The organism is Providencia rustigianii DSM 4541 (genome assembly GCF_000156395.1).
Classification (GTDB): Bacteria; Pseudomonadota; Gammaproteobacteria; order Enterobacterales; family Enterobacteriaceae; genus Providencia; species Providencia rustigianii.
In genome coordinates, this window is sequence record NZ_GG703818.1 from 461,241 (window position 1) to 487,902 (window position 26,662).

General features: G+C 43.1%; 20 protein-coding genes. 11 read left to right on the plus strand and 9 right to left on the minus strand.

Annotated features, from left to right (window positions below; translation table 11 throughout):
• Positions 1-52: 52 nt before the first annotated feature.
• From PROVRUST_RS07190 to rluA, 3 genes are all read left to right on the plus strand, one after another.
• A complete protein-coding gene (locus tag PROVRUST_RS07190) occupies positions 53-2,404 on the plus strand; it encodes a DNA polymerase II (RefSeq protein WP_006814087.1) in 2,352 nt (783 codons plus the stop codon).
• 322 nt (positions 2,405-2,726) lie between these two features.
• On the plus strand, positions 2,727-5,633 hold the full coding sequence (rapA, locus tag PROVRUST_RS07195; RefSeq protein ID WP_006814089.1) for an RNA polymerase-associated protein RapA: 2,907 nt from the start codon (positions 2,727-2,729) through the stop codon (positions 5,631-5,633).
• A gap of 60 nt (positions 5,634-5,693) precedes the next feature.
• The gene (rluA, locus tag PROVRUST_RS07200; protein WP_006814090.1) at positions 5,694-6,344 is read left to right on the plus strand and encodes a bifunctional tRNA pseudouridine(32) synthase/23S rRNA pseudouridine(746) synthase RluA; all 651 of its coding nucleotides are present in this window, start codon (positions 5,694-5,696) and stop codon (positions 6,342-6,344) included.
• A 153-nt stretch (positions 6,345-6,497) separates the two neighbouring features.
• On the opposite strand, the gene djlA is transcribed toward rluA, so the two are convergent.
• Positions 6,498-7,313, minus strand: coding sequence for a co-chaperone DjlA (gene djlA, locus PROVRUST_RS07205; RefSeq protein WP_006814091.1), 816 nt, complete (start codon positions 7,311-7,313; stop codon positions 6,498-6,500).
• Positions 7,314-7,564: 251 nt separating this feature from the next.
• Here djlA and lptD point away from each other — a divergent pair, with 251 nt between their 5' ends.
• The 6 genes from lptD (at position 7,565) to apaH (ending at position 14,337) form a co-directional block, all read left to right on the plus strand.
• Positions 7,565-9,937, plus strand: a complete 2,373-nt coding sequence (gene lptD, locus PROVRUST_RS07210; protein WP_006814092.1) for an LPS assembly protein LptD — start codon at positions 7,565-7,567, stop codon at positions 9,935-9,937.
• A 69-nt stretch (positions 9,938-10,006) separates the two neighbouring features.
• The gene (gene surA, locus PROVRUST_RS07215; RefSeq protein ID WP_006814093.1) at positions 10,007-11,329 is read left to right on the plus strand and encodes a peptidylprolyl isomerase SurA; all 1,323 of its coding nucleotides are present in this window, start codon (positions 10,007-10,009) and stop codon (positions 11,327-11,329) included.
• Positions 11,310-12,305, plus strand: a complete 996-nt coding sequence (pdxA, locus tag PROVRUST_RS07220) for a 4-hydroxythreonine-4-phosphate dehydrogenase PdxA (RefSeq protein ID WP_006814094.1) — start codon at positions 11,310-11,312, stop codon at positions 12,303-12,305. Before surA ends, pdxA begins: the two co-directional genes overlap by 20 nt.
• Positions 12,302-13,111: a 16S rRNA (adenine(1518)-N(6)/adenine(1519)-N(6))-dimethyltransferase RsmA gene (gene rsmA / locus PROVRUST_RS07225; RefSeq protein WP_006814095.1), complete on the plus strand. Its 810-nt coding sequence runs from the start codon at positions 12,302-12,304 to the stop codon at positions 13,109-13,111. The genes pdxA and rsmA overlap by 4 nt, the downstream gene beginning before the upstream one ends.
• 18 nt (positions 13,112-13,129) lie before the next feature.
• Positions 13,130-13,507, plus strand: a complete 378-nt coding sequence (gene apaG, locus PROVRUST_RS07230) for a Co2+/Mg2+ efflux protein ApaG (RefSeq protein WP_006814096.1) — start codon at positions 13,130-13,132, stop codon at positions 13,505-13,507.
• A gap of 2 nt (positions 13,508-13,509) precedes the next feature.
• Entirely contained in the window at positions 13,510-14,337 is an 828-nt protein-coding gene (gene apaH / locus PROVRUST_RS07235; RefSeq protein WP_006814097.1) for a bis(5'-nucleosyl)-tetraphosphatase (symmetrical) ApaH, read from the plus strand.
• Positions 14,338-14,411: 74 nt separating this feature from the next.
• On the opposite strand, the gene folA is transcribed toward apaH, so the two are convergent.
• Entirely contained in the window at positions 14,412-14,906 is a 495-nt protein-coding gene (folA, locus tag PROVRUST_RS07240; protein ID WP_006814098.1) for a type 3 dihydrofolate reductase, read from the minus strand.
• A gap of 203 nt (positions 14,907-15,109) precedes the next feature.
• Here folA and PROVRUST_RS07245 point away from each other — a divergent pair, with 203 nt between their 5' ends.
• Positions 15,110-15,724, plus strand: coding sequence for a LysE family transporter (locus PROVRUST_RS07245; RefSeq protein ID WP_006814099.1), 615 nt, complete (start codon positions 15,110-15,112; stop codon positions 15,722-15,724).
• Positions 15,725-15,779: 55 nt separating this feature from the next.
• Here the strand turns inward: PROVRUST_RS07245 and ftsP are convergent, their stop codons facing one another.
• From ftsP to nudF, 7 genes are all read right to left on the minus strand, one after another.
• Positions 15,780-17,195: a cell division protein FtsP gene (gene ftsP, locus PROVRUST_RS07250; protein ID WP_039854715.1), complete on the minus strand. Its 1,416-nt coding sequence runs from the start codon at positions 17,193-17,195 to the stop codon at positions 15,780-15,782.
• A gap of 286 nt (positions 17,196-17,481) precedes the next feature.
• Positions 17,482-18,210 (minus strand): 1-acylglycerol-3-phosphate O-acyltransferase, encoded by a 729-nt coding sequence (locus tag PROVRUST_RS07255; RefSeq protein ID WP_039854717.1) that lies wholly within the window; start codon positions 18,208-18,210, stop codon positions 17,482-17,484.
• 56 nt (positions 18,211-18,266) lie between these two features.
• Positions 18,267-20,522, minus strand: coding sequence for a DNA topoisomerase IV subunit A (gene parC, locus PROVRUST_RS07260; RefSeq protein ID WP_006814102.1), 2,256 nt, complete (start codon positions 20,520-20,522; stop codon positions 18,267-18,269).
• Positions 20,523-20,558: 36 nt separating this feature from the next.
• Positions 20,559-22,454 carry a DNA topoisomerase IV subunit B gene (gene parE, locus PROVRUST_RS07265; protein WP_006814103.1) on the minus strand — a complete coding sequence of 632 codons (1,896 nt, stop codon included), beginning with the start codon at positions 22,452-22,454 and terminating at the stop codon, positions 20,559-20,561.
• A 135-nt stretch (positions 22,455-22,589) separates the two neighbouring features.
• Positions 22,590-23,180 (minus strand): esterase YqiA, encoded by a 591-nt coding sequence (gene yqiA, locus PROVRUST_RS07270; RefSeq protein ID WP_006814104.1) that lies wholly within the window; start codon positions 23,178-23,180, stop codon positions 22,590-22,592.
• Entirely contained in the window at positions 23,180-24,019 is an 840-nt protein-coding gene (gene cpdA / locus PROVRUST_RS07275) for a 3',5'-cyclic-AMP phosphodiesterase (RefSeq protein ID WP_006814106.1), read from the minus strand. Before cpdA ends, yqiA begins: the two co-directional genes overlap by 1 nt.
• A gap of 133 nt (positions 24,020-24,152) precedes the next feature.
• Positions 24,153-24,791 carry an ADP-ribose diphosphatase gene (gene nudF / locus PROVRUST_RS07280; protein ID WP_006814107.1) on the minus strand — a complete coding sequence of 213 codons (639 nt, stop codon included), beginning with the start codon at positions 24,789-24,791 and terminating at the stop codon, positions 24,153-24,155.
• Between the two features lie 290 nt (positions 24,792-25,081).
• On the opposite strand from nudF, the gene tolC reads away from it, so the two are divergent.
• A complete protein-coding gene (gene tolC, locus PROVRUST_RS07285; RefSeq protein ID WP_006814108.1) occupies positions 25,082-26,467 on the plus strand; it encodes an outer membrane channel protein TolC in 1,386 nt (461 codons plus the stop codon).
• The last annotated feature ends 195 nt before the right edge of the window (positions 26,468-26,662 follow it).

Below are 26,662 nucleotides of genomic sequence, written 5' to 3' on the forward strand. Positions count from 1 at the left end.
AATTCACACTATCCGCGTATATTAATCGTAGATTATTTACGCGAGTTTCCTTATGTCCTTATCCAACTTTCCTACTGAAAAAGGTTTTATCCTCAGTCGACATTGGAGAGACACCCGTTATGGTGTCGAGGTTACCTATTGGTTACTCACCGATACTCAGCCGCAGAAAGTGACCGTCCCTTATCAACAGGCCATCGGTTTTTTGCCTGAACCAAAGCTTCCTCTTGTTCGCCACCTTATTGAAGGGCAAGCAGACATCAGCTATCGCGCCGTTGAACTTAACGATTTTAATCGTGAAAAAGTCTACGCTATTTATTGCCAGCAATATCGCCAATTGCAGAATCTAGATAGAAACTGTAAAGAGCTGGGCGTGGAATTACTTGAAACCGATATTCGCCCTTGTGAACGCTACCTTATGGAGCGTTTTATTACGGCCCCAGTCTGGTTTTCCCGTAATCAACAAGGAAAGTACCAATTAAAACCCTGCGAAGAGTATCGCCCAACCATCCAAGCAGTTTCTCTGGATATCGAAACTAGCCAACATGGGGAGCTTTACTCCATCGGGTTATCGGGTTGCAATGATAATGTGGTGTTTATGCTGGGCCCTGACCAAGGTCCTGCGTTAAATACAGACCATCGATTGGTGTATGTCACCAGCCGTCCTCAGCTCCTCGAAAAATTGAATGAATGGATACAACACTATGACCCCGATGCCATTATTGGCTGGAATTTAATTCAGTTCGATTTGCAGGTGTTGCAAAAACACGCGGAGCGCTACGGCATTCCGCTACTACTTGGTCGCCAAGGGCGAAAACTTGAATGGCGAGAGCATGGCTTTAAACCGGGGGTCTTTTTTGCCGCTGCGGAAGGTCGGTTAATTATCGATGGCATCGATGCGCTAAAATCCGCCACATGGAGCTTTAGCTCGTTCAGTCTGGAATCTGTTGCTCAACAGCTACTGGGAGAAGGTAAAGCCATCGATACCCCTTATGATCGAATGGATGAAATTAACCGCCGATTTGCTCATGATAAACCCGCGTTGGCTCACTACAATATTCAAGACTGTATCTTAGTTCACCGTATCTTTGAGAAAACAGACTTAATGGCGTTCTTACAAGAACGCTCGAGTGTCACCGGGTTAGCCGCAGATCGCATGGGGGGGTCGGTGGCCGCTTTTTCTCATCTCTATATCCCTCGATTACACCGTTTGGGTTTTGTTGCGCCCAACCTGACTGAGCAAAAATTTCAACTCAATCCCGGTGGATTTGTGATGGACTCCCAGCCAGGTTTGTACGATTCGGTACTGGTTTTAGACTACAAAAGTCTGTATCCCTCGATTATTCGTACCTTTTTAATCGATCCCGCAGGGATGATTGAAGGGCTGGCACACCCTGAACCAGAACACTCCGTCCAAGGGTTTCGTGGTGCTTGGTTTTCTCGCACGACGCACTGTTTACCGGATATTGTTAGCCGTATTTGGCAAGAACGTGATAAAGCCAAGCAACAAAAAAATGCCCCACTATCTCAAGCATTGAAAATTATTATGAACGCCTTTGCTGGTGTTTTAGGCGCTGAGGGCTGCCGGTTTTTTGATCCTCGCCTAACCGCATCGATCACCATGCGTGGTCATGAAATTATGCGGGTCACTAAACAGCTTATTGAAGCGCAAGGTTATCAGGTAATTTATGGGGATACAGATTCTACATTTGTTTGGCTACGAGAAGCTCATACGGATGAACAAGCTCTGAAAATTGGTTATATGCTGCGTGATCATGTCAACCAATGGTGGAAACAACATTTAAAACAAGAATGGCAACTTGATGGGGTTCTCGAACTGGAATATGAGACCCACTATCGCCGCTTTTTAATGCCAACCATTCGTGGAACTGACCAAGGAAGTAAAAAGCGCTATGCAGGCCTAAGCCAAGATACGATGGTATTTAAAGGATTGGAAACCATTCGCTCCGATTGGACACCTCTTGCTCAATATTTTCAAAAAGAGCTATATAGCCGTATTTTTCATCGGCAGCCCTATAAAGAATTTATTCGTAGCTACATTCAATCAATTCGTTCTGGCGAATATGACGATCGATTGATTTACCGCAAACGCCTGCGCCGTAAATTGTCAGATTATCAACGCAATGTACCACCCCATGTCAGAGCCGCACGCCAAGCTGACGAATATAATTTGAAATTACAGCGTCCTTTACAGTATCAAAATGGTGGCTGGATCAGCTATCTAATGACTCAAGCAGGACCAGAGCCGCTGGAAATTTTAACGGCTCCCCCAGACTATGAGCACTATATTCTCAAACAAATCAAACCCATCGCCGATGGTATTTTACCGTTCCTGCATGATGACTTTGATACTATTTTAACTGGGCAAATCAACCTACTGTTTTAAAATGCATATAAAAGAGCAAATTGTATAATTCTTATTATAGGTGGCGCATTTTTAACAGGTGACGATAAGCGAATGTTGAATTAATATAACGCCCCTTTGATATATCGACCTTCAATGTACGCAGTTTGGTGGGATAATCGGTTATACTCATCATAAATTGAGTGGCCCAACGCGTATTATTAAAGGGCTATAACTGCCTTAGCAGCAAAAATAATAAAAATTCGTATCACCCTTGTTTATATCAACACTGGGCAAAGACACTAATTAGCTGTCTTAAAAATCTAAAAACAAACAATCAAAATTATGGAATTAAATTAAACCTATGCCATTTACTCTTGGTCAACGCTGGATCAGCGACACAGAAAGCGAACTTGGATTAGGCGCCGTTGTGGCAGTTGATGCCCGCATGGTGACGTTACTTTTCCCTGCAACAGGTGAAAACAGACTTTACTCACGCAATGATGCCCCAATTACCCGAGTTATGTTTAACGAAGGTGACACCATTACCAGCCATGAAGGCTGGCAACTTCAAGTTGAACATGTTCAAGAAGATGAAGGGTTACTAACTTATATCGGTACTCGCTTAGATACCCAAGAAGCGGATGTCAGCCTAAGAGAAGTTTTTCTTGATAGCAAACTGACCTTTAATAAACCGCAAGACCGACTATTTGCTGGTCAAATTGATCGCATGGATCGCTTTGCGTTACGTTTCCGTGCACGTAAGTTCCAAAGTGAGCAAGTCAAACACCAAGCCACAGGGCTACGTGGTATTCGTGCTAGCCTTATTCCACACCAGCTCCATATTGCCAATGAAGTGGGTAAACGCCACCATCCTCGCGTTCTCCTTGCGGATGAAGTTGGTTTAGGTAAAACCATCGAAGCGGGTATGATTATCCATCAACAACTGATGGCCGGTCGTGCTGAGCGCGTGTTAGTTATCGTTCCTGATAGCTTGCAACACCAATGGCTGGTGGAAATGCTACGCCGCTTTAATCTCCGTTTTTCTCTGTTTGATGATAGCCGTTATAGTGAAGCGCAACACGACAGCGATAACCCATTTGAGACCGAGCAATTAGTTCTATGTTCACTGGATTTTGTGCGCCGCAATAAACAACGTTTCGACCAATTAGTCGAAGCTGGCTGGGATATGATGGTCGTTGATGAAGCCCACCATTTACAGTGGAGTGAAAATGCGCCAAGCCGTGAATATCAAGTCATTGAAACTCTTGCGGAACATATTCCATCAGTATTGCTATTAACCGCGACCCCTGAGCAACTGGGCCAAGAGAGCCACTTTGCTCGCTTACGTCTGCTCGACCCAAGTCGTTTTCACGATTATCAAGAATTCATCGCTGAACAAGAAAATTATCGCCCTGTTGCTGATGCTGTTTCACTTCTATTATCTGGCGATAAATTAACAAATGATCAGCAAAATCTGCTGAGTGAATTGATCAAAGAGCAAGATATTGAACCTCTTTTAAAAGCTGCGAATCTCGATGGCGACGATAGCCAAGTTGCACGCCAAGAGCTGATTCACATGCTGATGGATAGACATGGAACGAGCCGTCTATTATTCAGAAACACCCGTAATGGTGTGAAAGGCTTTCCACGCCGTGAACTTCACTCTTTAAAAATGCCACTGCCAACCCAGTACCAAACAGCGATTAAAGTTGCAGGTATTATGGGTTCGAAAAAGGATTTGGAAACTCGCGCTAAAGAGATGCTATATCCAGAGCAGATTTACCAAGAGTTTGAAGGTGAAAATGCGACTTGGTGGAACTTTGATCCACGCGTTGAATGGCTAATGGGGTTTTTAACTGCAAATCGTCAAGAAAAAGTTCTGGTAATTTGTGCTAAAGCTGCCACTGCATTGCAACTTGAACAAGTCCTTCGCGAACGTGAAGGTATCCGCGCAGCCGTATTCCATGAAGGTTTATCCTTACTGGAACGTGACCGTGCAGCAGCTTATTTCGCTTCTCAAGAAGAAGGCGCGCAAGTTTTATTGTGTTCTGAAATTGGATCTGAAGGTCGTAACTTCCAGTTTGCTAACCAGTTAGTGATGTTTGATTTACCATTCAACCCAGACTTACTGGAACAGCGTATTGGGCGCTTGGATCGTATTGGTCAAACTCGAGACATCGTTATCAACGTCCCTTATTTAGAACATACAGCGCAATCTGTATTGCTCCGTTGGTATCACGAAGGTCTCGATGCCTTTGAGCACACTTGCCCAACGGGTCGCGCCATCTATGATAAATATTATCAACAACTGTTGCAGTTTATGGCAGAGCCAACCATGACTGAAGGGTTTGATGAGTTTATTAAAGCTTGCCGTGAAGAGCACGATGCATTGAAATCGCAATTGGAGCAAGGCCGTGACCGTCTGCTCGAAATGCACTCCAATGGCGGAGATGCAGGTAATAAATTAGCCGAAGAAATTGGCGAAGGTGATAACGAAACCGAGCTGGTAAACTTTGCACTTAACCTGTTTGATATCGTTGGGATCAACCAAGAAGATAAGAGTGATAATTTAATTATCCTGACCCCATCGGATCATATGCTAGTTCCTGATTTCCCGGGGCTACCACAAGATGGTTGCACCATCACGTTTGACCGTGAACAAGCATTGTCGCGTGAAGATACTCAATTTATCAGTTGGGAGCATCCGATCATCCGTAATGGTTTAGATTTGGTCTTATCAAGTGATACCGGAAGCTGCGCCGTTTCTTTATTGAAAAATAAAGCGCTGCCAGTCGGAACATTACTGACTGAGCTCATCTACGTTGTTGAAGCTCAAGCACCAAAACAACTGCAAATTAGTCGCTTCTTACCAGCAACACCGGTACGTTTGCTAGTTGACTTAAAAGGCAATAACTTGTCATCTCAAGTCGAGTTTGAAAGCTTTAACCGTCAGCTAAATGCCATTAACCGCCATATGGCGAGTAAACTGGTTAATGCGGTACAAAGCGAAGTCCATTCAGTGCTACGCCTGTCCGAACCGATGGTGGAAAAAGAAGCTAAAGTCATTATTGAGAATGCTAAGGAAGCGGCTGATAAAGCGTTAACGCTGGAGCTTTCTCGCTTAGAAGCACTAAAAGCGGTTAACCCAAATATTCGAGATGAAGAACTCGATATTATCGAAGAAGAGCGCCAGCAGCTGATGACGAATATCGACCAAGCCACATGGCGCCTCGACGCTATCCGCTTAGTTGTCGTTACCCATCAGTAACTAGCTGACAATACTGGGTATTTTTTACTAATACCCAGTATCCCCTAAAGGATAATTATCATGCTGCCCTACAATCCACCCACGGATCCTTGGCTACACATACTCTACCAAGATGAACACATCATCGTAGTCAACAAACCCAGTGAATTGCTGTCCGTTCCGGGAAAAGCTCCCGAGCACCATGACAGTATTATCAGCCGAATTCAGCGAGATCATCCAGCGGCGGAATCTGTCCATCGCTTAGACATGGCAACCAGTGGTGTCATGGTTGTGGCTTTAAATAAAGCAGCTGAACGGGAGCTAAAACGTCAGTTTAGAGAGCGTGAGCCTAAAAAACATTATGTTGCACGGGTTTGGGGGCATTTGGAAAATAAAGAGGGTTTAATCGATTTACCGCTGATTTGTGACTGGCCAAATCGACCAAAGCAAAAAGTGTGTTTTGAAACCGGAAAATCGGCACAAACCGAATACCAAGTTTTAGAATATGAAGAGCAAGCCACTCGGGTAAAGCTGTCCCCCATTACAGGTCGCTCCCATCAATTACGTGTGCACATGTTAGCGTTAGGACACCCTATTTTAGGGGATAGATTTTATGCCCATGAAGAAGCATTAGCACTGGCACCACGTTTGCAATTACATGCTCAGGAGCTCTATATCACACACCCGGCCTATGGCACACCGATGCATTTTACCTGCCAGCCTGATTTCTAATGCAATTTAAGTCGCTTAGCTTTTAACTGCCGTACCGATATTTTCAGACTACTGCAAGGCATCAATTAAGCGAATCCCTAGGGGGTAGATAGTGACGAAACTAGGGTTCATGAATAACGATAACAACGCAGTAGTGCAAAATATGCTGGAAAACTATTTAAAGCCAAGCTCTTTTTTGACTAGGTCATAAGCCGCTTGAATTGACTGCGCCTTTTGTTTAGCAATTTCCATCATCTCTGGTGGCAACCCTTTTGCCACCAGTTTATCTGGATGGTGCTCACTCATTAATTTACGGTAGGCACGCTTAATTTTGGTCGGTTCATCATCCGCAGAGACACCAAGCACCTTGCAGGCATCTTCAAGGGTCGGTCCACTAGACTGCTGATAATACCCACCGGATTGCTGTTGAGAATACCCCTGACCAAATTGTCGACCACTTTGGATCATATCCAAATATTGTTCGAACTGAACTTTCGATATCCCCAATTCTTCCGCAATAATAAACAGCACTTTTCTTTCATTCGGATGCAATGTTCCATCCGCAAAAGCCGCCTGTAATTGAATTTCCAGAAACATCTGAATCAGGTCGAAACGACCATAGCAAGCCATACGCAATTGCTTTAGCACATTGCGCAGTGGAAAGTCTGGCGATTTGCCTTCCCTAAAAGCTTGCTGAGCCGCTTTACGTGTTTCACCAAGGAGCTGCATTCTATCCATCAAATTTGACGCTAACTGAATATCAGTCTCTGTTACACGCCCTTTTGACTTGGTTAAATGCCCTAAAATTTGGAAGGTGCTCGCAAAGAAAATAATTTGGCGGTCTCGTTTATTTATTGCGCCAGCAAACTTACGCTGTGCCGATGCTTTATCAAAACCGTGACCAATAAGTAAACCAGCTAACGCTCCCCAGAACCCTAACCCAGAGACGATCGCGAGTATCACCCCAATAATTTTACCCCAATAGTGCATATATCCCTCAATTCTTCAATGCTCAGAATTCAATTTTGCATTATCATACTATTCATTCTGCTCTTGTGCATAACGACTCTGTTCATAAATATCGATAACTCATTAAGTATGAGCTCAGTATTTTATGTGCATAACGATAAGGTACCTAACTACGAGCGCAATAGTTTTTATATTATACTGGCGCAAACGGGTTGGCTAAGTTAGTCTTTGAGCGTTTGCCGACTGTGCCAATTTGACGGACTACATATTTAATGATGAAAAAAAGCTATCCAACAATAATCGCCACCATGGTATGGGCGGCTATTTATAGTCAGCAGGCGCATGCTGACCTCGCAGAACAATGTATGCTTGGTGTTCCTGTTTATGACAAACCTATTGTCACTGGCGATCCAAATAGCTTACCTATTGAGATCCACGCTAATGATATGTTCGGTGAGTATCCAAGCTTCGTGGAATATACTGGCAACGTCGACATTCAGCAGGGCAACCAAACCCTGACTGCGGATAACGTCAAATTAACGCAAACTCAAAAAGCAGGCGAACTCCCTGTTCGTGAAGTTACTGCCACCGGAAATGTCCATTATGACGATCCGCAAATTATCCTAAAAGGTCCTTCCGCTTGGTCTAACTTAGATAATAAAAATACCGATGTGGATGACGGCAACTATATGATGGTTGGTCGTCAAGGTCGCGGTGAAGCGAAAAAAATGAAAATGCGTGGTGAAAATCGCTATTCCATTATGGAAAACGGAACTTTCACCAGCTGCTTACCGGGTAATAGCAGTTGGAGCGTCGCGGGCTCAGAAGTGATTATTGATCGCGAAGAGGAAGTCGCTGAGATTTGGCATGCACGCTTTAAGATAGCGGATATCCCGGTATTTTATAGCCCATATATGCAGTTACCAATTGGTAGCAAGCGCCGCTCTGGTTTCTTGATTCCAATGGGTAGTTATTCCAGCAATGACGGTTTAGAGTTTACTCTCCCTTATTATTGGAACATCGCCCCGAATTATGATGCAACCATCACACCACGGTTTATGACCCACCGAGGCGTTAAGTTAAATAATGAATTCCGTTACTTAATTACGCCGGGTACGGGTACTGTCGCATTTGATTTTTTAAATCATGACCGCGCCTATATTAAAGATAAAGAGAGTGGTAAACGTGACGCTCGTGAGAGCGATGACCGTTGGTTATTATACTGGCGTCATTCTGGTACCTATGCCCAACATTGGAATTTCGGCGCTGACTTTACCAAGGTCAGTGATCCTCAATACTTTACTGACTTTAGCTCTCAGTATGGTAGTACTACGGATGGTTACGCCACACAGAAATTTAATGTCGGCTATTCCGATACCAACTGGAATATGAACGTTACCCACAAACAATTCCAAGTGTTTGTTGATGATCCTAATCGACGCGCCTATAAAGCCGAGCCGCAAGTTGACTTCAACTATTATAAAAATGATATTGGAATGGTTGACTTCCACACTTATGCTCAAGCGGCACGCTTTACCAGCGTCGGCGAAAATAACCCAGATGCAACCCGTTTACATATTGAACCTGAAGTTAGCATGCCGCTATCCAATGGTTGGGCGCAGATGAACAACAGTTTTAAACTGATGGCGACCCATTATGATCAGGATATTCCAAACTCAAACAAAGATTCCAATCTAGAAAAAAATGTCACTCGTGTACTCCCAATGTTTAAGAGTGATGCAAAAGTGGTATTTGAGCGTGACCTATTCCAAGGTAGTGATTTTGTTCAAACTTTAGAGCCTCGAGTTCAATATCTATATATTCCTTATAAAGATCAGGACAATATCAATAACTACGATTCCTCCCTATTGCAATCGGATTATTCAGGGCTATTTCGTGATCGCATCTACAGTGGGCTTGACCGTATAGCTTCAGCAAACCAGTTTACCACCGGTGTAACCACTCGAATTTATGATGAATCCCTTGCGGAACGTTTTAACTTCTCCGTGGGTCAAATTTATTATTTAGAGCGTCCTCGGGCAGGTAATTCTACGCTGAAAATCGATGATAAGAGTGATACCGGCTCATTAATGTGGGCAACCGATGCGATGTGGCACATTGATGAGAACTGGGGGATTCGTGGCGGATTACAATATGACCGTCGCCTCGGCAGTGTCACGATGGGTAATGCAGTCACAGAATACCGCTTCGATGCAGATAGATTAATTCAATTAAATTACCGTTTTGTTGATCGCGACTACATTCAAGCGACCTTCCGTCGTGAGGATACTCAAGGTGGTTATACCTATACTTTACCTGAATACCAGCAAGGTATTTCCCAAATCGGTACTGTTTTAAGTTGGCCATTAAGCGAGCGTTGGGGCTTTGTGGGCTCATACTACTATGATACCAAGCAGCAACAACCAGCCAGCCAATTGGTGGGATTACAGTACAATACTTGCTGTTGGGCGGTGAATTTAGGCTACGAACGTAAGATTGTTGGCTGGCAAAAAGAGAAATTCAGCAGTGAATATGATAATAAATGGTCAATTAATGTGGAACTTAGAGGCCTAAATAACAATCATAGTTTAGGTAGTCAGGAGATGTTGAAACAAGGTATTATGCCTTATCAACGTGCTTTCTGATAACCCGCAACATAAAGATCACGATTAGCCCGCAACATGCGGAATCAAAGTTAATTTTATAGGACCATTATGAAGAATTGGAGAACGCTTATTCTGGGACTGGTGTTCGCAAGCTCTGCTAGCTTAGCTGCGCCACAGCAAATGGATAAAGTGGCTGCGGTTGTCAATAACGGAGTTGTGCTGGAAAGTGACGTCCAGAATATGATCAATACCGTTAAGTTAAATGCGCGTAACTCAGGTCAGCAAGTTCCTGACGACCAAACTCTGCGTAGCCAGATCATCGAGCGTTTGGTGATGGATAACATCATGCTACAGATGGCTAACCAAATGCAGCTGAATATTCCTGAAGAAGCAGTTAATGCTACGATTGAAGATATCGCCCGTCAAAATGGCTTGACCCTCGCACAGATGGAAAAACGTCTAGTTGCTGACGGTATCAACATGGCTAAATATCGCAGCGAAATTCGCAAAGAAATGTTATTGGCCGAGGTTCGCAATAACGAAGTTCGCCGTCGTATTACCATTCTTCCTCAAGAAGTGGATGCGTTATCTAATCAGATGGATTCTCAAGCAAATGCTGAAATGGGCGTTAATTTAAGCCATATATTAATCCCTCTGCCAGAAAACCCAACGCCAGAGCAACTTGCAACAGCCGAAGCATTAGTTAGCAAAGTGTTGTCTGAACTGAAAAAAGGTTCTGACTTTGGTAAGTTAGCAATTGCATACTCTGCGGATCCTCAAGCCTTAAAAGGCGGGAATATGGGTTGGTCACGTCTGCAAGAACTGCCGGTTGTTTTCTCTGATCAGCTAAAAAGCTCGAAGAAAGGCGATATCGTTGGTCCAATTCGTTCAGGTGTCGGTTTCCACATTCTACGTGTTAATGAAATCAGTGGTGGTAGCCAACAGCCAATCTCAGTTACCGAAGTTAAAGCTCGTCATATCTTGCTGAAATCATCCCCAATCATGGATGATACAATGGCAAGACAGAAATTGACTCAGCTTTCTCAAGAAATCCGTAACGGTAAAATTTCTTTCGAAGAAGCGGCTAAAGAAAACTCAGAAGATCCAGGAAGTGCATTAAAAGGCGGTGAATTAGGTTGGAATATGCCTGATGTTTACGACCCTGCATTCCGTGATGCACTGATGAAACTGAAAAAAGGTGAAATTAGCCAACCTGTTCCTTCAAGTTTTGGCTGGCATTTAATTCAGTTAGAAGACACTCGCAATGTTGATAAAACCGACGCAGCGAAGAAAGATCAAGCATACCGTTTGCTGTTTAACCGCAAGTTTAATGAAGAAGCACAAACTTGGATGCAAGAACAACGAGCTGCAGCTTATGTGAATATCGTCGATGGTCGTCAAAACCAATCAAATGATGAAAACGCAAAATAAGCCTATTGTAATAACCCCCGGCGAGCCTGCCGGGGTTGGTCCGGATTTGCTCATTCAGTTGGCTCAACAAGCATGGCCTGTTGAGCTGGTTGCTTGTGCAGATCCGGAGTTGCTTGTACAACGAGCAAAAATACTGAACCTGCCATTAACGCTACAAGAATACTCACCAAATCAACCGCAATCAGCCTCTGTTTCTGGTCATCTCACTATTCTTCCCGTTACCCTTGATGCGCCAGTGAAAGCTGGAGTTCTCAATGTTAAAAACGGTGAATATGTTACCCAAACATTAGCTAAAGCTTGCGATGGATGCTTATCCGGGGAGTTTTCGGCACTTGTAACAGGTCCTGTACATAAAGGGATTATTAACGACGCAGGGATCCCGTTTAGTGGGCATACCGAATTTTTTGCAGACAGAAGCCACTGTGAAAGAGTCGTGATGATGCTGGCTACTGAAGAGCTTCGTGTGGCACTCGCCACTACACATCTTCCGCTAAAAGATGTTTCTGCCGCCATTACCCAGCAAAGTTTGCATGAAGTCATCACCATTTTGCACCACGATTTGCAAACCAAGTTTGGCATTGAAGATCCACACATTTATGTTTGTGGGCTAAATCCTCATGCCGGTGAAAGCGGACATATGGGAATGGAAGAGATCGATACCATCATTCCAGCCCTTGAAACACTGCGTCAGCAGGGGATCACATTAGTGGGTCCATTACCTGCAGACACTCTTTTTCAACCTAAGTATTTAAATGATGCAGATGCAGTACTTGCTATGTATCACGATCAGGGACTTCCTGTGCTAAAATACCAAGGTTTCGGCAGAGCGGTAAATATTACCCTCGGTCTGCCATTCATCCGTACCTCTGTCGATCACGGCACAGCGCTAGAATTAGCCGGTACGGGTCAAGCCGATGCTGGTAGCTTTATTACCGCATTAAAGTTAGCTATCCAAATGACACAAAAGAATTCATGAATAATAGAGTCCATCAGGGGCACTTCGCCCGCAAACGTTTCGGGCAGAACTTTTTAACTGACCAATTTGTTATCGACAGTATCGTCGATGCCATGCATCCACAACCAGGGCAAGCCATTGTTGAAATTGGCCCCGGTCTCGGCGCATTAACCGAACCTGTCGGTAGCCGAATGGATAAAATGACGGTAGTAGAATTGGACCGCGATCTGGCGGCACGTCTGCACGTCCATCCACAACTCAAAGATAAACTGACGATTATCCAGCAAGATGCCATGACCGTTGATTTCGGCGAGCTCGCAAAACAAGCTGGGCAACCTATTCGCGTATTTGGTAACTTGCCATATAACATTTCAACGCCATTAATGTTCCATCTGTTTACATTTACCAATTCAATTTCAGACATGAATTTCATGCTACAAAAAGAAGTGGTAAACCGTTTAGTAGCTGGGCCTGGTAGTAAAGCGTTTGGACGTTTAAGCGTCATGGCTCAATATTACTGTAATGTTGTTCCTGTACTTGAAGTTCCACCGACATCATTCACGCCAGCACCGAAAGTGGATTCTGCGGTGGTAAGATTGATCCCTCATCGCGAAAATCCATATCCGGTGAAGGACATTAAAATGTTGAGCCGTATTACGACTCAAGCATTTAACCAACGTCGTAAAACTATCCGCAATAGTCTTGGGGATTTGCTGAGTGTTGAGCAGCTAATTGAGCTGGGTATCGATCCCGGTACTCGTGCTGAAAATATCTCTGTAGCGCACTATTGTAAGATGGCAAACTATCTGTCTAACTTGTCGGAATAGAAAATCTGAGGAGGCACAATGCTGAATGATCCCAATGTGAGCATCCAAGTTCAAAGTGTCTACATAGAAAGCCAGTCACAACCTGAAATCGCCCGCTATGTATTTGCTTATACCATTTGCATCCGTAATTTAGGGCGAATTCCCATACAATTAATGAGCCGTTATTGGCTCATTACCAACAGTGATGGTCATAAAACTGAAGTTCAAGGTGAAGGTGTTGTAGGTGAAAAACCTGTCATTTTACCGGGAACTGAATATCGATATACCAGTGGGGCAATTTTAGAAACGCCAATGGGTACGATGGAAGGCTATTACGTTATGCTTAGCGATCAAGGGGTCAACTTTCATGTTGATATCCCCGCTTTTCGACTCGCTATACCAACGCTGATTAATTAATTATGTCCACATATATTGTAGGTGATATACACGGTTGTTACCGTGAGCTACGTGAACTTCTAGAGAGCGTTAATTTCGATCCTCAGCAGGATACCTTATGGCTAACTGGCGATTTGGTCGCTCGGGGACCTGACTCTCTACATGTTTTACGCTACGTAAAAAGCCTCGGTTCTGCCGCTCGTCTGGTTCTTGGCAACCATGATCTGCACTTGATTGGCATCTACTGTAAAATCAGTCGTAACAAGCCAAAAGATAATTTAGATGAATTACTCAACGCTCCGGATATTGATGAGTTAATCAATTGGTTACGCCGCCAGCCATTACTTCAAATTGATGAAGATAAAAAAATCGTGATGACCCATGCCGGTATCACACCTCAGTGGGATATTGAAACCGCGAAAATGTGCGCGCGTGAAGTTGAAGCCGTTCTTTCTAGCGATGCCTACCCACTCTTCATCGATTCCATGTATGGTGATATGCCAAACAATTGGTCTGATAGCTTGATGGGACTGGGTCGATTACGCTTTAGTACCAATGCACTCACTCGCCTACGTTATTGCTTCCCTAATGGGCAGTTAGATATGATCTGCAAAGAAAGTCCAGCTAAAGCACCTCCACCATTAAAACCGTGGTTTGCGTTGCCGAGTAAATTCCCGAAAGATTACGCCATTTTCTTCGGTCACTGGGCTTCTTTAGAAGGTAAATTTACGCCTGAAGGGGTTTATGCAATAGATACGGGTTGCTGCTGGGGAGGTGATTTAACACTTTTCCATTGGGAAACAAAAACGTTTCATCGGCAAAAATCCCACCAAAAGCGCCGTAAAGAGTAATTCCATACCCGCTAAATAGCAAAATGGCACCCACGCGGTGCCATTCTTAACTTTATAAAAAACTAAAGTCAGGCTTAAGCTCTTCTCGTCAACACTTCAAAACAAAAACCATGGGAGTTATTTTCATCAGCTTCATGGTATTCAGTGAAAATAGAATCCCACTCATCGGGTTCATACGCAGGGAAATGGGTATCCCCGATCACTTCTGCATCCACATGTGTTAAATACAGCTTGTTCGCCATTGGTAAAAATTGTTGATAGACTTTACCACCGCCGATCACCATGATTTCATCACATCCTTCAACGGCTTTCGCTGCTTCTAATGCTTCTTCTACGGATTTCACCCAGATCACACCTGCATCGGTGCCTGCTTGGCTACTTAAAACAATATTTACTCTTTGTGGCAATGGACGACCAAGCGCTTCATAGGTTACACGCCCCATAATAACGGGTTTATTCAATGTTTGGCGCTTAAACCATGCCAAATCTCCCGGTAAATTCCAAGGCATCGCATTTTCCATGCCGATAACCTGATCGAACGCCATTGCTGCGATTAAGCTAATATTCATCTAACCACCTTAGAAACTAAATATAAAAAATTGAGCACACTATACGGAAAGAGGCATACTTCGTCGACTAAATTTAATCTTCCTTAAATAGGATGCAATCCCTTATACTCAAACAGCTAACTTCAATACATAAAACAACATTTATACCGCTTTTAGTCCCTTATTACTCAGTTTAGTTCAACGCAAAATAAAGAGATTATATTATGTATCAGACCAGTATCATGGTCGCGACCATTGCAGCCCTAGGCATGCTATCTCCCGGTCCTGATTTTTTCCTTATCATAAAAAATTCCGCACGCTACCAACGATCCGCTGCCATGATGACAGCATTAGGCATTATCGTCGCGATAGCATTACATATGTCTTATTGTGTTGCTGGGTTAGCGGTGTTAATTACCACCACGCCTTGGCTATTTAATGTATTAAAATATGCCGGAGCGGCTTATTTAATTTGGATAGGTATTAAAAGTTTGATGCCTCAGTCGGCACAACAAGTGGACTTGAATTTAACGCAACATGAGCGTGTTTCATTCAAGAAAGCCTTTATGCAAGGTTTTCTATGTAATGTATTGAACCCTAAAGCGACACTATTCTTCTTGGCTATTTTTACCCAAGTTTTAAGTGTGGACTCAACATTTTCTGAAAAACTGTGGTTTGCATTTATTATCTGGGGATTAGCCGTAATTTACTGGCCAATTTTAGTCTTACTGATTCAAAGTGCACCCGTCAGGAAATGGCTATCAAAAGTGCAGAAATATGTCGATAAGGTACTTGGTGTGGTGCTTGTCGCATTTGGTATCCGTGTGGCACTTAGCTAGTCCAATCACACTAAAAAATAAAAGCCCCAATATTATTTGGGGCTATAAATATCAGTTAATTCACTTCATCTTGTGGCGTGATAACCAGCTGCCCAGCAGAGCCTAAATCAGCCTTTTCTAAATTTTGGCTATAAAATAAGAATGGAAAATGGTTATAAGAAGGTTGCAGCATTTGTACCAATAACTCACAGCGCCCATCAATCCATACCGTATCTTTCCAACCAAAGTTTTCTGGTTGAGCAGGTTGCCCATTACAGCTAATCAGTTTAAAGCGCACCCCCTCGATATGGAAAGATTGAGGCTGTTGGCTCGTGACGCTCCAGCGTTCCCAATTACCTTGGCGGCTCGTAATATCCACGCGGTTAGTATCAAGTGTCGCACCATTAATACCAACCGGATCATTGAGCTGTATATCGCGATTGGTGATCGTCGAGGTAATCTGGGTTTTATCTTCCACTAACTGAGCAGGGACATCATCAGTAACTAACGACATTAATCCGGTTGCTTTGATGGTCAGCACATTCGTTGAAATCAGGTTATTTGATGGCTCAAATAGTCCTTTAACACGATCCATAAAGGATGCTGACTCACCTGCTGTGATAGTTAACTCTTGGGTTTTTGCCATATCAATTAAGACTTCTCGGCGCTCCCCCGGAGCCATAGATAACTCTTGTGCACTTACAGGTACAGTCAATATTCCCTGATCTGATGCAATCATCACAAATGGTCGACCATCACTGATTTTCATGACATAACGTCTTGAATTTGAAGCATTCAATAATCTTAGGCGTACCCAACCACGAGAGACTTCAATATAAGGGTCTTGCACACCATTCACGAGCAGAGTATCCCCAAGGAACCCCTCGTCATTCGCGTGATAATCTGGAGCACCAAAATTATCTAAACGCTTATCTTGGATAATAATAGGAAAATCATCAACACCATAGTGCTTTGGAAGCCGTAAGTTTTTCGTAAATTCATCATCAATGATCCACATACCAAACAGACCATCATGAATCTGTTGCCCCATTTTTCCTTGGGTGTTGGCATGGTACCAAAGTGTCGCCGCATTTTGGCGAATAGGCATAACCGGTGACCAATCCGCATTTGGCGAAATTAGCCTAGCCGCACCACCAATTTGAGTGCCTGGTATTTGCAACCCACTGATTGTCATCGAAACTGCTTCAGGTAACCTATTGCTATAAATCAGTTTTAAATCATCGCCATTTTTTACTCGTACCGTCGGACCGGGTGATGAACCATTAATCCCCAAGATCTCGGCGGAATATTTTCCATCAAAAGACCAATGAATCTTTTGTAATGTGAGAAAAAGTGGCTGCCCCGAACGAGATTCTAATAATGGAGGAACTGGGAGTGCTGTAGTCCCCTCCGCGCTCACATTACCTGAAATATGGAATAGGCATACAGCCAATCCACTCACCAGCAAGGATCGGCAACGACTGAATGACATAAATTCTCCGCTAAATAAAATACCAGCAAATTATTTTAATAAATCATAAAAATAGAGTTATTTATATGAGTAGTTTTAGGTTGGCGCTGGTAATCCTACTACTTAGATACAATAATTTTATCCTGAGATAATTTTGCGAGCCATGATATCGCGAAAGAGAATTAAATTCTAAAAATATATCTATTAATAATTAAAATTTAACTAATTTGAAATGAAATAATTTAACTGAAAAGTAGGCGACAGAGTGCTAGAAATAAATGCTCTATCGCCTGATATAGCCTAGATATTAACGCTTATTCAACGCTTCAACTTCTTTATCTAACTCTTTGATTTTAGCTTCCATCAGGTGATGGCAATATTCAGATAATTCTCTGACCTGCTCTTTGGTATAACCGGATGTATCGATAGGCTCCAACATTTCGATAATCACATGACCATTATTCCAACGATTGAGCTTTATTTTTCCTTGAGTGGTCGAAACACACACGGGAACAATCGGAACCCCAGCGGCAATCGCGGCATGAAATGCCCCCGTCTTAAATGGCAGCAACCCACGCCCACGGCTACGAGTACCTTCAGGGAACATCCATACCGAAATTTTGCGAGATTTGATTTGGTCTGCAACTTGAGAAATTGTGTTATGGGCTTTTGAACGGTTACCACGGTCAATTAAAATATTTCCCGTAATCCAATATAAGAACCCAAAGAAAGGGATCAGAACGAGGCTTTTTTTACCCACTGTCACGGTTCTTGGTTGAACACCATTCGACATCGTCACCATATCGTAGTTATTTTGGTGATTTCCAATATAGATACTTGGACCATAGTTCTTAGCTTTAGCTGGAACACGGTCAATCATTTTGATACCTAATACCGATGATAAACGACCAAATGCATGTCCGAACGTCATCACGTGTTTTGGGTTACGCGGGCTAAATAAGCAATAAATACTGCCGCCAACACACACCAAAATGGTAAATATAATAACAATGATAGCTCTAATTAGCGCTAGCATAAGATTCCTTAACTTATTCAAAGGGCTTGAAACAAGCCCATACATTCTTGTTATTTTTACTCTGCATTCACTGTATCAACATCGATACGTTCAATATTATGCAAACCACGAGGTAGGGTTGTCCCCTTACGACCACGCTCAGCACGATATTTTTGCAAGTCTTCAGATTTAAATTTCAGTTTACGCTTACCAAAATAGAGGGTAATCGCCGATTGAGGTGGTACCACCATCAGCCAAACTAGCAGGTCTTCACCACTGGCGGCTTGCGCACCGGTGATATTAATGATTTTATTCCCTTTCCCTTTCGATAACTGAGGGAGATTTGATACTGGGAATAACAACATTCTTCCCGCCTTAGTAATTGCTAATAACAAATCTTCTTTTTCGTTATTCAGCTCAATTGGCGATAGAACTTTGGCATTTTCAGGCAATGAAATTAGAGCCTTACCGGTTTTATTCTTGGTAACCAAATCATTAAAGGTACAAATGAAACCGTAACCTGCATCAGACGCCATCAAGTATTTTTGCTCTTCTGGCGCCATTAACACATGCTCAATCGTCGCACCTGGCGGTAACGTTAATTTACCCGTAAGTGGCTCGCCTTGGCTACGAGCAGAAGGCAATTCCAGAGGATCTACGGAATAGCTGCGTCCGGTTGAATCAAGGAAGACCGCAGCTTGATTAGATTTACCTCTGGCGGCTTCTTTAAAGCTATCCCCCGCTTTATAGCTCAGGTTACTTGGCTCAATATCATGCCCTTTCGCACTGCGCACCCATCCCATATCAGATAACACAACGGTGATCGGCTCTGACGGTAAAATTTCGTGTTCACTCAGTGCTTTTGCTTCTTCACGCTCTTGCAATGGTGAACGACGATCATCCCCATACGCTTTTGCATCAGCCTGAATTTCTTTTTTAATCAAGGTATTCAAGCGAGCTTCAGAGCCTAAAATAGCCTGTAATTCATCACGCTCTTTGGCTAATTCATCTTGCTCACCGCGAATTTTCATCTCTTCGAGTTTCGCTAAGTGACGTAATTTTAACTCTAAAATAGCTTCAGCTTGTGTCTCGCTAATATTAAAACGGGACATTAACACAGGCTTAGGTTCTTCTTCTGCGCGGATGATCTCAATCACTTCATCAATATTTAAATATGCGATTAATAAACCATCTAAAATATGCAGGCGTCTTAATACTTTTTCTAAACGATGATTTAAGCGATTACGCACCGTTTGACGACGGTATGTAATCCACTCATTCAGAATTTCAACCAGACCTTTGACTGATGGGCGGTTGTCTAATCCAATCATGTTTAAGTTAACACGATAGCTTCGCTCTAAGTCTGTGGTTGCAAACAAGTGGGTCATGACTTGTTCAAGATCTACACGGTTACTGCGAGGAACAATCACTAATCGCGTTGGATTCTCATGGTCAGATTCATCACGTAAATCTTCCACCATTGGGAGCTTCTTCGCACGCATTTGGTTAGCAATTTGCTCAAGCACTTTCGCACCAGAAACTTGGTGAGGAAGTGCAGTGATCACCGCATTGCCATCTTCTTTTTCCCATACAGCACGCATGCGAACTGAACCACGACCATTTTGATAAATCTTACGAATATCTTCCGGCGACGAAATAATTTCCGCCTCAGTCGGGTAATCAGGCCCCGGAATATATTGCATAATGTCGTCGAGATTTAGCTTTGGTTTCTCAAGTAATGCCACTAATGCACTTGCCACTTCACGGGCATTATGAGGCGGGATATCTGTTGCCATCCCGACTGCGATCCCCGTCGTCCCATTCAATAAAATATTGGGTAGACGAGCGGGTAACATTTTCGGTTCGTTTAAGGTACCGTCAAAGTTAGGAACCCAATCAACCGTGCCATGGGCTAATTCGCTAAGTAATACTTCAGCATATTTAGATAAACGAGATTCTGTATAACGCATCGCGGCGAATGATTTAGGATCATCCGGTGCCCCCCAGTTCCCCTGCCCATCCACCAATGGATAGCGATATGAGAATGGCTGCGCCATTAACACCATGGCTTCATAACAGGCACTATCTCCATGAGGATGATATTTACCTAATACATCACCGACGGTTCTAGCGGATTTTTTATACTTCGCTGCGTTGCTCAGTCCCAATTCAGACATGGCATACACAATGCGGCGCTGGACTGGCTTGAGCCCATCACCGATAAACGGCAACGCTCTATCCATGATGACGTACATGGAGTAGTTCAGATAGGCGTTTTCAGTAAAGGTTTGAAGCGGAATACGCTCCACACCATCATGAGTAATTTCACTCATTCAATACGTTCCTTACTCTAATTTATCTGCTTGAGATCAGACTTCAATTTCTGCCGTATCACCCTTTTCTTGCAGCCAATTACGGCGGTCTTCAGAGCGTTTTTTTGCAAGAAGCATATCCATCATCGACATGGTTTCAGTGTAATTATCATCATCGATAGTTAACTGAACAAGGCGGCGAGTATTCGGATCTAACGTTGTTTCACGCAGTTGTGGTGGGTTCATTTCACCCAAACCTTTAAAGCGTTGAACGTTGGGTTTACCTTTCTTACGGCTTAATCTGTCTAGCACCGCATTTTTTTCGCTTTCATCTAAGGCGTAGTGTGTCTCTTTCCCTAAGTCGATACGGTACAAAGGCGGCATCGCCATATACACATGCCCTTCTCTCACTAGTTTAGGGAAATGGCGAACAAACAGGGCGCACAATAATGTCGCGATATGCAATCCATCGGAGTCCGCATCCGCGAGAATGCACACTTTACCGTAACGGAGCTGGGACATATCTTCACTATCGGGGTCCATACCAATCGCGACAGAAATATCATGGACTTCTTGAGAGGCTAAAACCTCATCAGAAGAAACTTCCCATGTATTCAAAATCTTACCGCGCAAAGGCATAATCGCTTGGAATTCACGGTCACGGGCTTGTTTTGCCGAGCCCCCTGCGGAATCCCCTTCAACCAAGAATAATTCGGTCATTGAAAGATCTTGAGAGCTACAATCCGCCAATTTTCCGGGTAAAGCAGGGCCACTAGTGAGTTTCTTACGCACCACTTTTTTGGAAGCGCGTAAGCGACGTTGAGCACTAGAAATCGCCATTTCGGCCAGCTGCTCTGCAACTTGAACGTTTTGGTTTAGCCACAAGCTGAAAGCATCTTTAACAACACCAGAAACAAACGCTGCACATTGACGAGAGGATAGACGTTCTTTCGTTTGCCCTGCAAATTGCGGATCTTGCATCTTAACGGATAAGACATACGCACAGCGATCCCAGATATCTTCCGCGGATAATTTCACGCCACGAGGCAAGATATTACGGAATTCACAGAATTCACGCATGGCATCTAATAAACCTTGGCGCAAACCATTAACGTGGGTTCCACCCTGTGCTGTTGGGATCAGGTTAACGTAGCTTTCAGTGAGAAGTTCACCACCTTCTGGTAACCAAAGTAATGCCCATTGAGCCGCTTCTACTTCACCAGATAATTCGCCTGTGAATGGTTTGACGGGTAATGTTTCATACCCGTCCACCGACTCCATTAAATAGTCTGTTAAACCATCGCTATAGCACCAGCTTTGCTCAGTTTCATTGAGCAGATCCTTAAACGTAATTTGTACGCCAGGGCATAAAACTGCTTTTGCTTTTAGGTTATGCGTTAAACGAGAAACTGAAAATCTTGGGCTATCAAAGTAGCTAACATCAGGCCAGAAATGGACACTGGTTCCTGTGTTTCGTTTGCCACAAGTGCCGATGACATGTAAGTCTTCAACTTTATCGCCATTTTCAAACGCGATTTGGTAGACCTGACCATCACGGCGCACTGTGACTTCAATACGTTTTGATAACGCATTTACTACGGAAATCCCAACACCATGTAGACCACCAGAGAATTGGTAGTTCTTGTTGGAGAATTTTCCACCCGCATGGAGTTGCCCTAAGATCAATTCCACCGCGGACACTTTCATTTCAGGGTGGATATCAACAGGCATACCACGCCCGTTATCAATCACTTCTAAGGATTGATCGGGATATAAAATCACTTCAATGTGCCCAGCGTGACCTGCTAAGGCTTCATCGACACTGTTATCAATTACTTCTTGTGCCAGATGGTTCGGTCGACTGGTGTCAGTGTACATGCCAGGACGACGGCGAACAGGCTCCAAACCACTGAGGACTTCAATGTCCTCTGCGTTATAACTAGATTGAGTCATGTTGTCATTCTGCGGTAATAGGTGATTAATCGAACTATATCCTAAATAATTCAAATATATCGGGTATATTCAATCAGAGAGTTACTGTTGATAATAACAGTGTCTTCGTGTTTTCGCACTATTTCTATAAATTCTCTACTTCTGAGCGTCTTCTATCAGCCCCAGAAAGCGAATTATTTGAGGGAAATAACTGTCAAACCCAATAAAGGAATGATTTCCGTTTGGTTCCACCGTTTGTTTACACTCTGAAAGATAGGCAACGGCTTGGCGATAATCAAGTACCTCATCCCCCATTTGCTGTAATAACCAAAGTAGATTGGGTGACGTTATCTTTTCTAGATGAAGCGCCTTTAACTCATGTATATGTTGAGGCTCTAATACATAAGTTTCATGGGTATAGGGATTGGTATTTTCACCCAAATAATCGCTCAATAAATCAAAAGGGCGCACCGCTGGATTCACAAGTACCGCAGGAATTTGATAACGTTCAGAAAAGTAAATTGAAAAGTAACCACCTAATGAAGAACCCACCAAACCGATATTTTGATGCTGATGGTCAGCAATAATTTTGTCGAGCATCTCTGCGGCTTGCTGGGGATAATTAGGTAATTGAGGCACGATCATTTTGATGTGTGGATAGTTGATCGACAGCCATGTTTTCAGGCTGCTCGCCTTCTCGGATAATGGCGAGCTATTAAATCCGTGGATATATAATAAGGTCGCCATCAGTAACCATCAGACTCAAGGTCAGGGCTAAATTCCCGCGTATTTAAACGGTGGACATGGGTCGTGATTTCTCGATGACCATTTTCATCGATACACAGCTCCAAATAACGCCAACCTGGAGCCATACAATCCAAAGCAAAATTCGTGCAGTGAGGTTTAAACTGAACACAAGTTGATGGTGTCGCCAGTAACCGAATACCGTGCCAATCCTCATCCATTTCTTGATGAATGTGCCCACATAGCATGGCTTTTACATTGGGATAATTCTTGAGATAGTCAGCTAAAATATGTGAGTTTCTCAGGCTATGTTGATCCAGCCAAGTACAACCTGAAGGCAACGGATGATGATGCAACATGATTAGCGTTGTTCGCGTTGGCTCCGCATCCAAACACGCTTTCATCCATTCCAATTGTTGTTCAGATAATTCACCATGTGCCACATCTTGCAGTTGGCTATCAAGCATCAAAATTTGCCATTCATCACCGATAAATACCTGCTTTGCACTGGAAATACCGGCTATTTTTAAGGTACCGACCATCGCCGGTGGATAATCATGGTTCCCCGGTAGCCAAACACAAGGCGCAGGAATATGTTCAATTCCTGTAGCAAAATGCTGGTAAGCTTTTGGTGATTGATCTTGAACCAGATCCCCTGTCGCCACGATTAAGTCGATAGGTAAATTCTGTTCTGCAATAGCATCAAGTACCGCATGATAGCTTCGGTAAGTATTGATCCCTAAAAGGGTATTTTCCGTATCAGCAAAAAGATGCGTATCAGTAACTTGTAAAATTCTAACAACATTAGGGTTATTAGCAGTCACTTTAAGCTGGCTGTCCAAAAGTATTCCTTTTCCTCAAAAATAGACTTAAACCAATTTATCCAAGTAGTGGAGTCAATAACGGTATGATTCTAACCTGACTACTTACTCAATATCTGCTAATTAGCACACACTTCATTAGATTAATGGTTAATTAAATCTGTTTCACCCATTTTTCATGCAATTTTTGATAATTTAGTTGCAGCCATTGAATGGCGATTACCGTCGCCGCATTATCAACTTTACCACTTTCAACCCATTGATATGCTTGGTCACGGCTCACCACATGCACCCGAATATCTTCATTTTCGGTCGCTAACCCATGGATACCTTTCGCTTGAGCACTATCGACTTCACCGACAAAAACATGAATGCGTTCCGAGGTCCCTCCTGGACTAGAAAGATAGCTAATCACTTTTTCAGTTCGCCCAAGCGTTAATCCAGCCTCTTCGACGGATTCACGTCGGACCACTTCTTCAGGAGATTCATTTTGTTCAATCATTCCAGCCACAATTTCTAACAACCACGGCGTTTCGCTAGACTCAATGGCAGGAAAGCGAATTTGCTCAATCAGTACCACCTTATCCTCTTGAGGATCATAGGGTAATACTGCTCCTGCATGTCCCCTTTCAAAGACTTCTCGGACAATTTCTTTACTCCAGCCACCCGCAAATAATCGGTGCTTAAATCGATATTCAATAATTTGAAAAAAACCGTTAAATAATTTACGCTTAGATATAATTTCAATATCATTTTTACTGAATTTAACTGGCGGTTCGATGTTGTTGGTCATGACTATCTCCTAATCTATGGGTTTTTATACTAATAAAAAACGGGTAATTAAAACTGTTTTTAAGGTTTTTTAGCCTTAGATGAGGTAATGTTTAGGTTAATTGAGACTAAATGGCACAAAAGGCTACCGTTATCGGTGGCTATCCTCTGCTACAATATGCGCCATTATTCAAATTTATGAGCAACAATAGGGTCTGTTTTGAGAGCGGTATTGACTCTTCATAGTGCAGGCACATGATACATTGTAGATAACAGGCTCAACATAATTTGCTGTTTAATCAAGGAATCCAAATGAAGAAACTGCTTCCCCTTTTTATTGCTATGAGTTTTGTGGGTCTCAGTGCTAACAGTTACGCAGAAGATTTACTTCAGGTTTATCAAAAATCGAAAGACAGTAACCCTGAACTCAGAAAATCGTTCGCAGAACGTAATCAAGCTTTTGAGAAAATCAATGAAGCGCGTAGCCCACTGTTACCTCAATTAGGTTTAGGGGCTGGTGCAACTTATGGCAGTGGTTACCGTGATGCAAGGGACACAGAAAGTACAGGTCTTAATGCTTCTCTGAAATTAACCCAAACTGTGTTTGATATGTCCAAATGGCGTCTACTGGATCTGCAAGAAAAAACAGCAGGAATTTCAGACGTTACCTATCAAACAAGCCAACAACAACTGATTTTAGATACCTCAACCGCCTACTTCAACGTATTAAAAGCTATTGATGCGTTATCTTATATTCAAGCGAATAAAGAAGCGGTTTATCGCCAATTAGACCAAACTACTCAGCGTTTTAATGTTGGCTTAGTAGCGATCACTGACGTACAAAACGCCCGTGCCAACTACGATAGCGTTATTGCACAAGAAGTTGCAGGCCGAAATGCGTTAGAAAATGCGGTTGAAAAACTGCGTCAAGTAAGTGGCGTCTATTACGGTCAATTAGCATCGTTAAATATCGACCGCTTCAAAACAGCCAATCCAGATGATGTTGATACCATCCTGAAAGAAGCTGAACAACGTAACCTCAGCCTGTTAAGTGCGCGTTTAGCCCAAGATGTTTCTCGTGAAAACATTCGTTTAGCAGAAACTGGCCATATGCCAACAGTAGGTTTAGATGCCTCCACGAGTGTAGCAAACACCTATAATCATGGTAGCGGCTACGACAGAACGACGGGTGGCGCATCCAACAGCTACAATGGTCAAAATAGTATTGGTTTAACGCTAAGTGTGCCACTTTATACTGGCGGAGCAACTAGCTCTCAAGTTGAACAAGCACAATATGGTTTCCAAAGTGCCAGTGAGCAACTCGAAAGCGTTTACCGTAATGTGATTCAATTAGTGCGTTCTTCTTATAACAACGTGACGTCTTCAATCAGCAGCATCAACGCTTACAAACAAGTGGTTGTTTCTGCACAGAGCTCATTAGATGCGATGGAAGCCGGTTACCAAGTTGGGACACGTACAATTGTTGATGTGTTAACGGCAACGACAGCGCTATACCAAGCCAAACAAAACCTGTCGAATGCACGTTATGACTATATGATTAACCAGTTGAACATCGAATTTGCTCGCGGCACATTAAACGAAGACGATATTGCACGTTTAAATGCTAGCTTAGGCAAAGAAATCTCAACTGCACCTGATAGCATCATTCGTAATTCTACCGCACCAACAATTAAATAATCATTTGATTGTTAGGTAAAAATAGCTCGCAAATATCGCGAGCTATTTTTTTATCTGCTATTCCTTCATACCGAATTTAGTGGCTTTTGAGCAATAAGTCTCAGAAATCTAATCAATATCCTAAAATTACTAATTTCATTCAATTTGTTCAGCATTTGTACTTTAACTTTATGCGCATATCCCCTATTCTAAGGG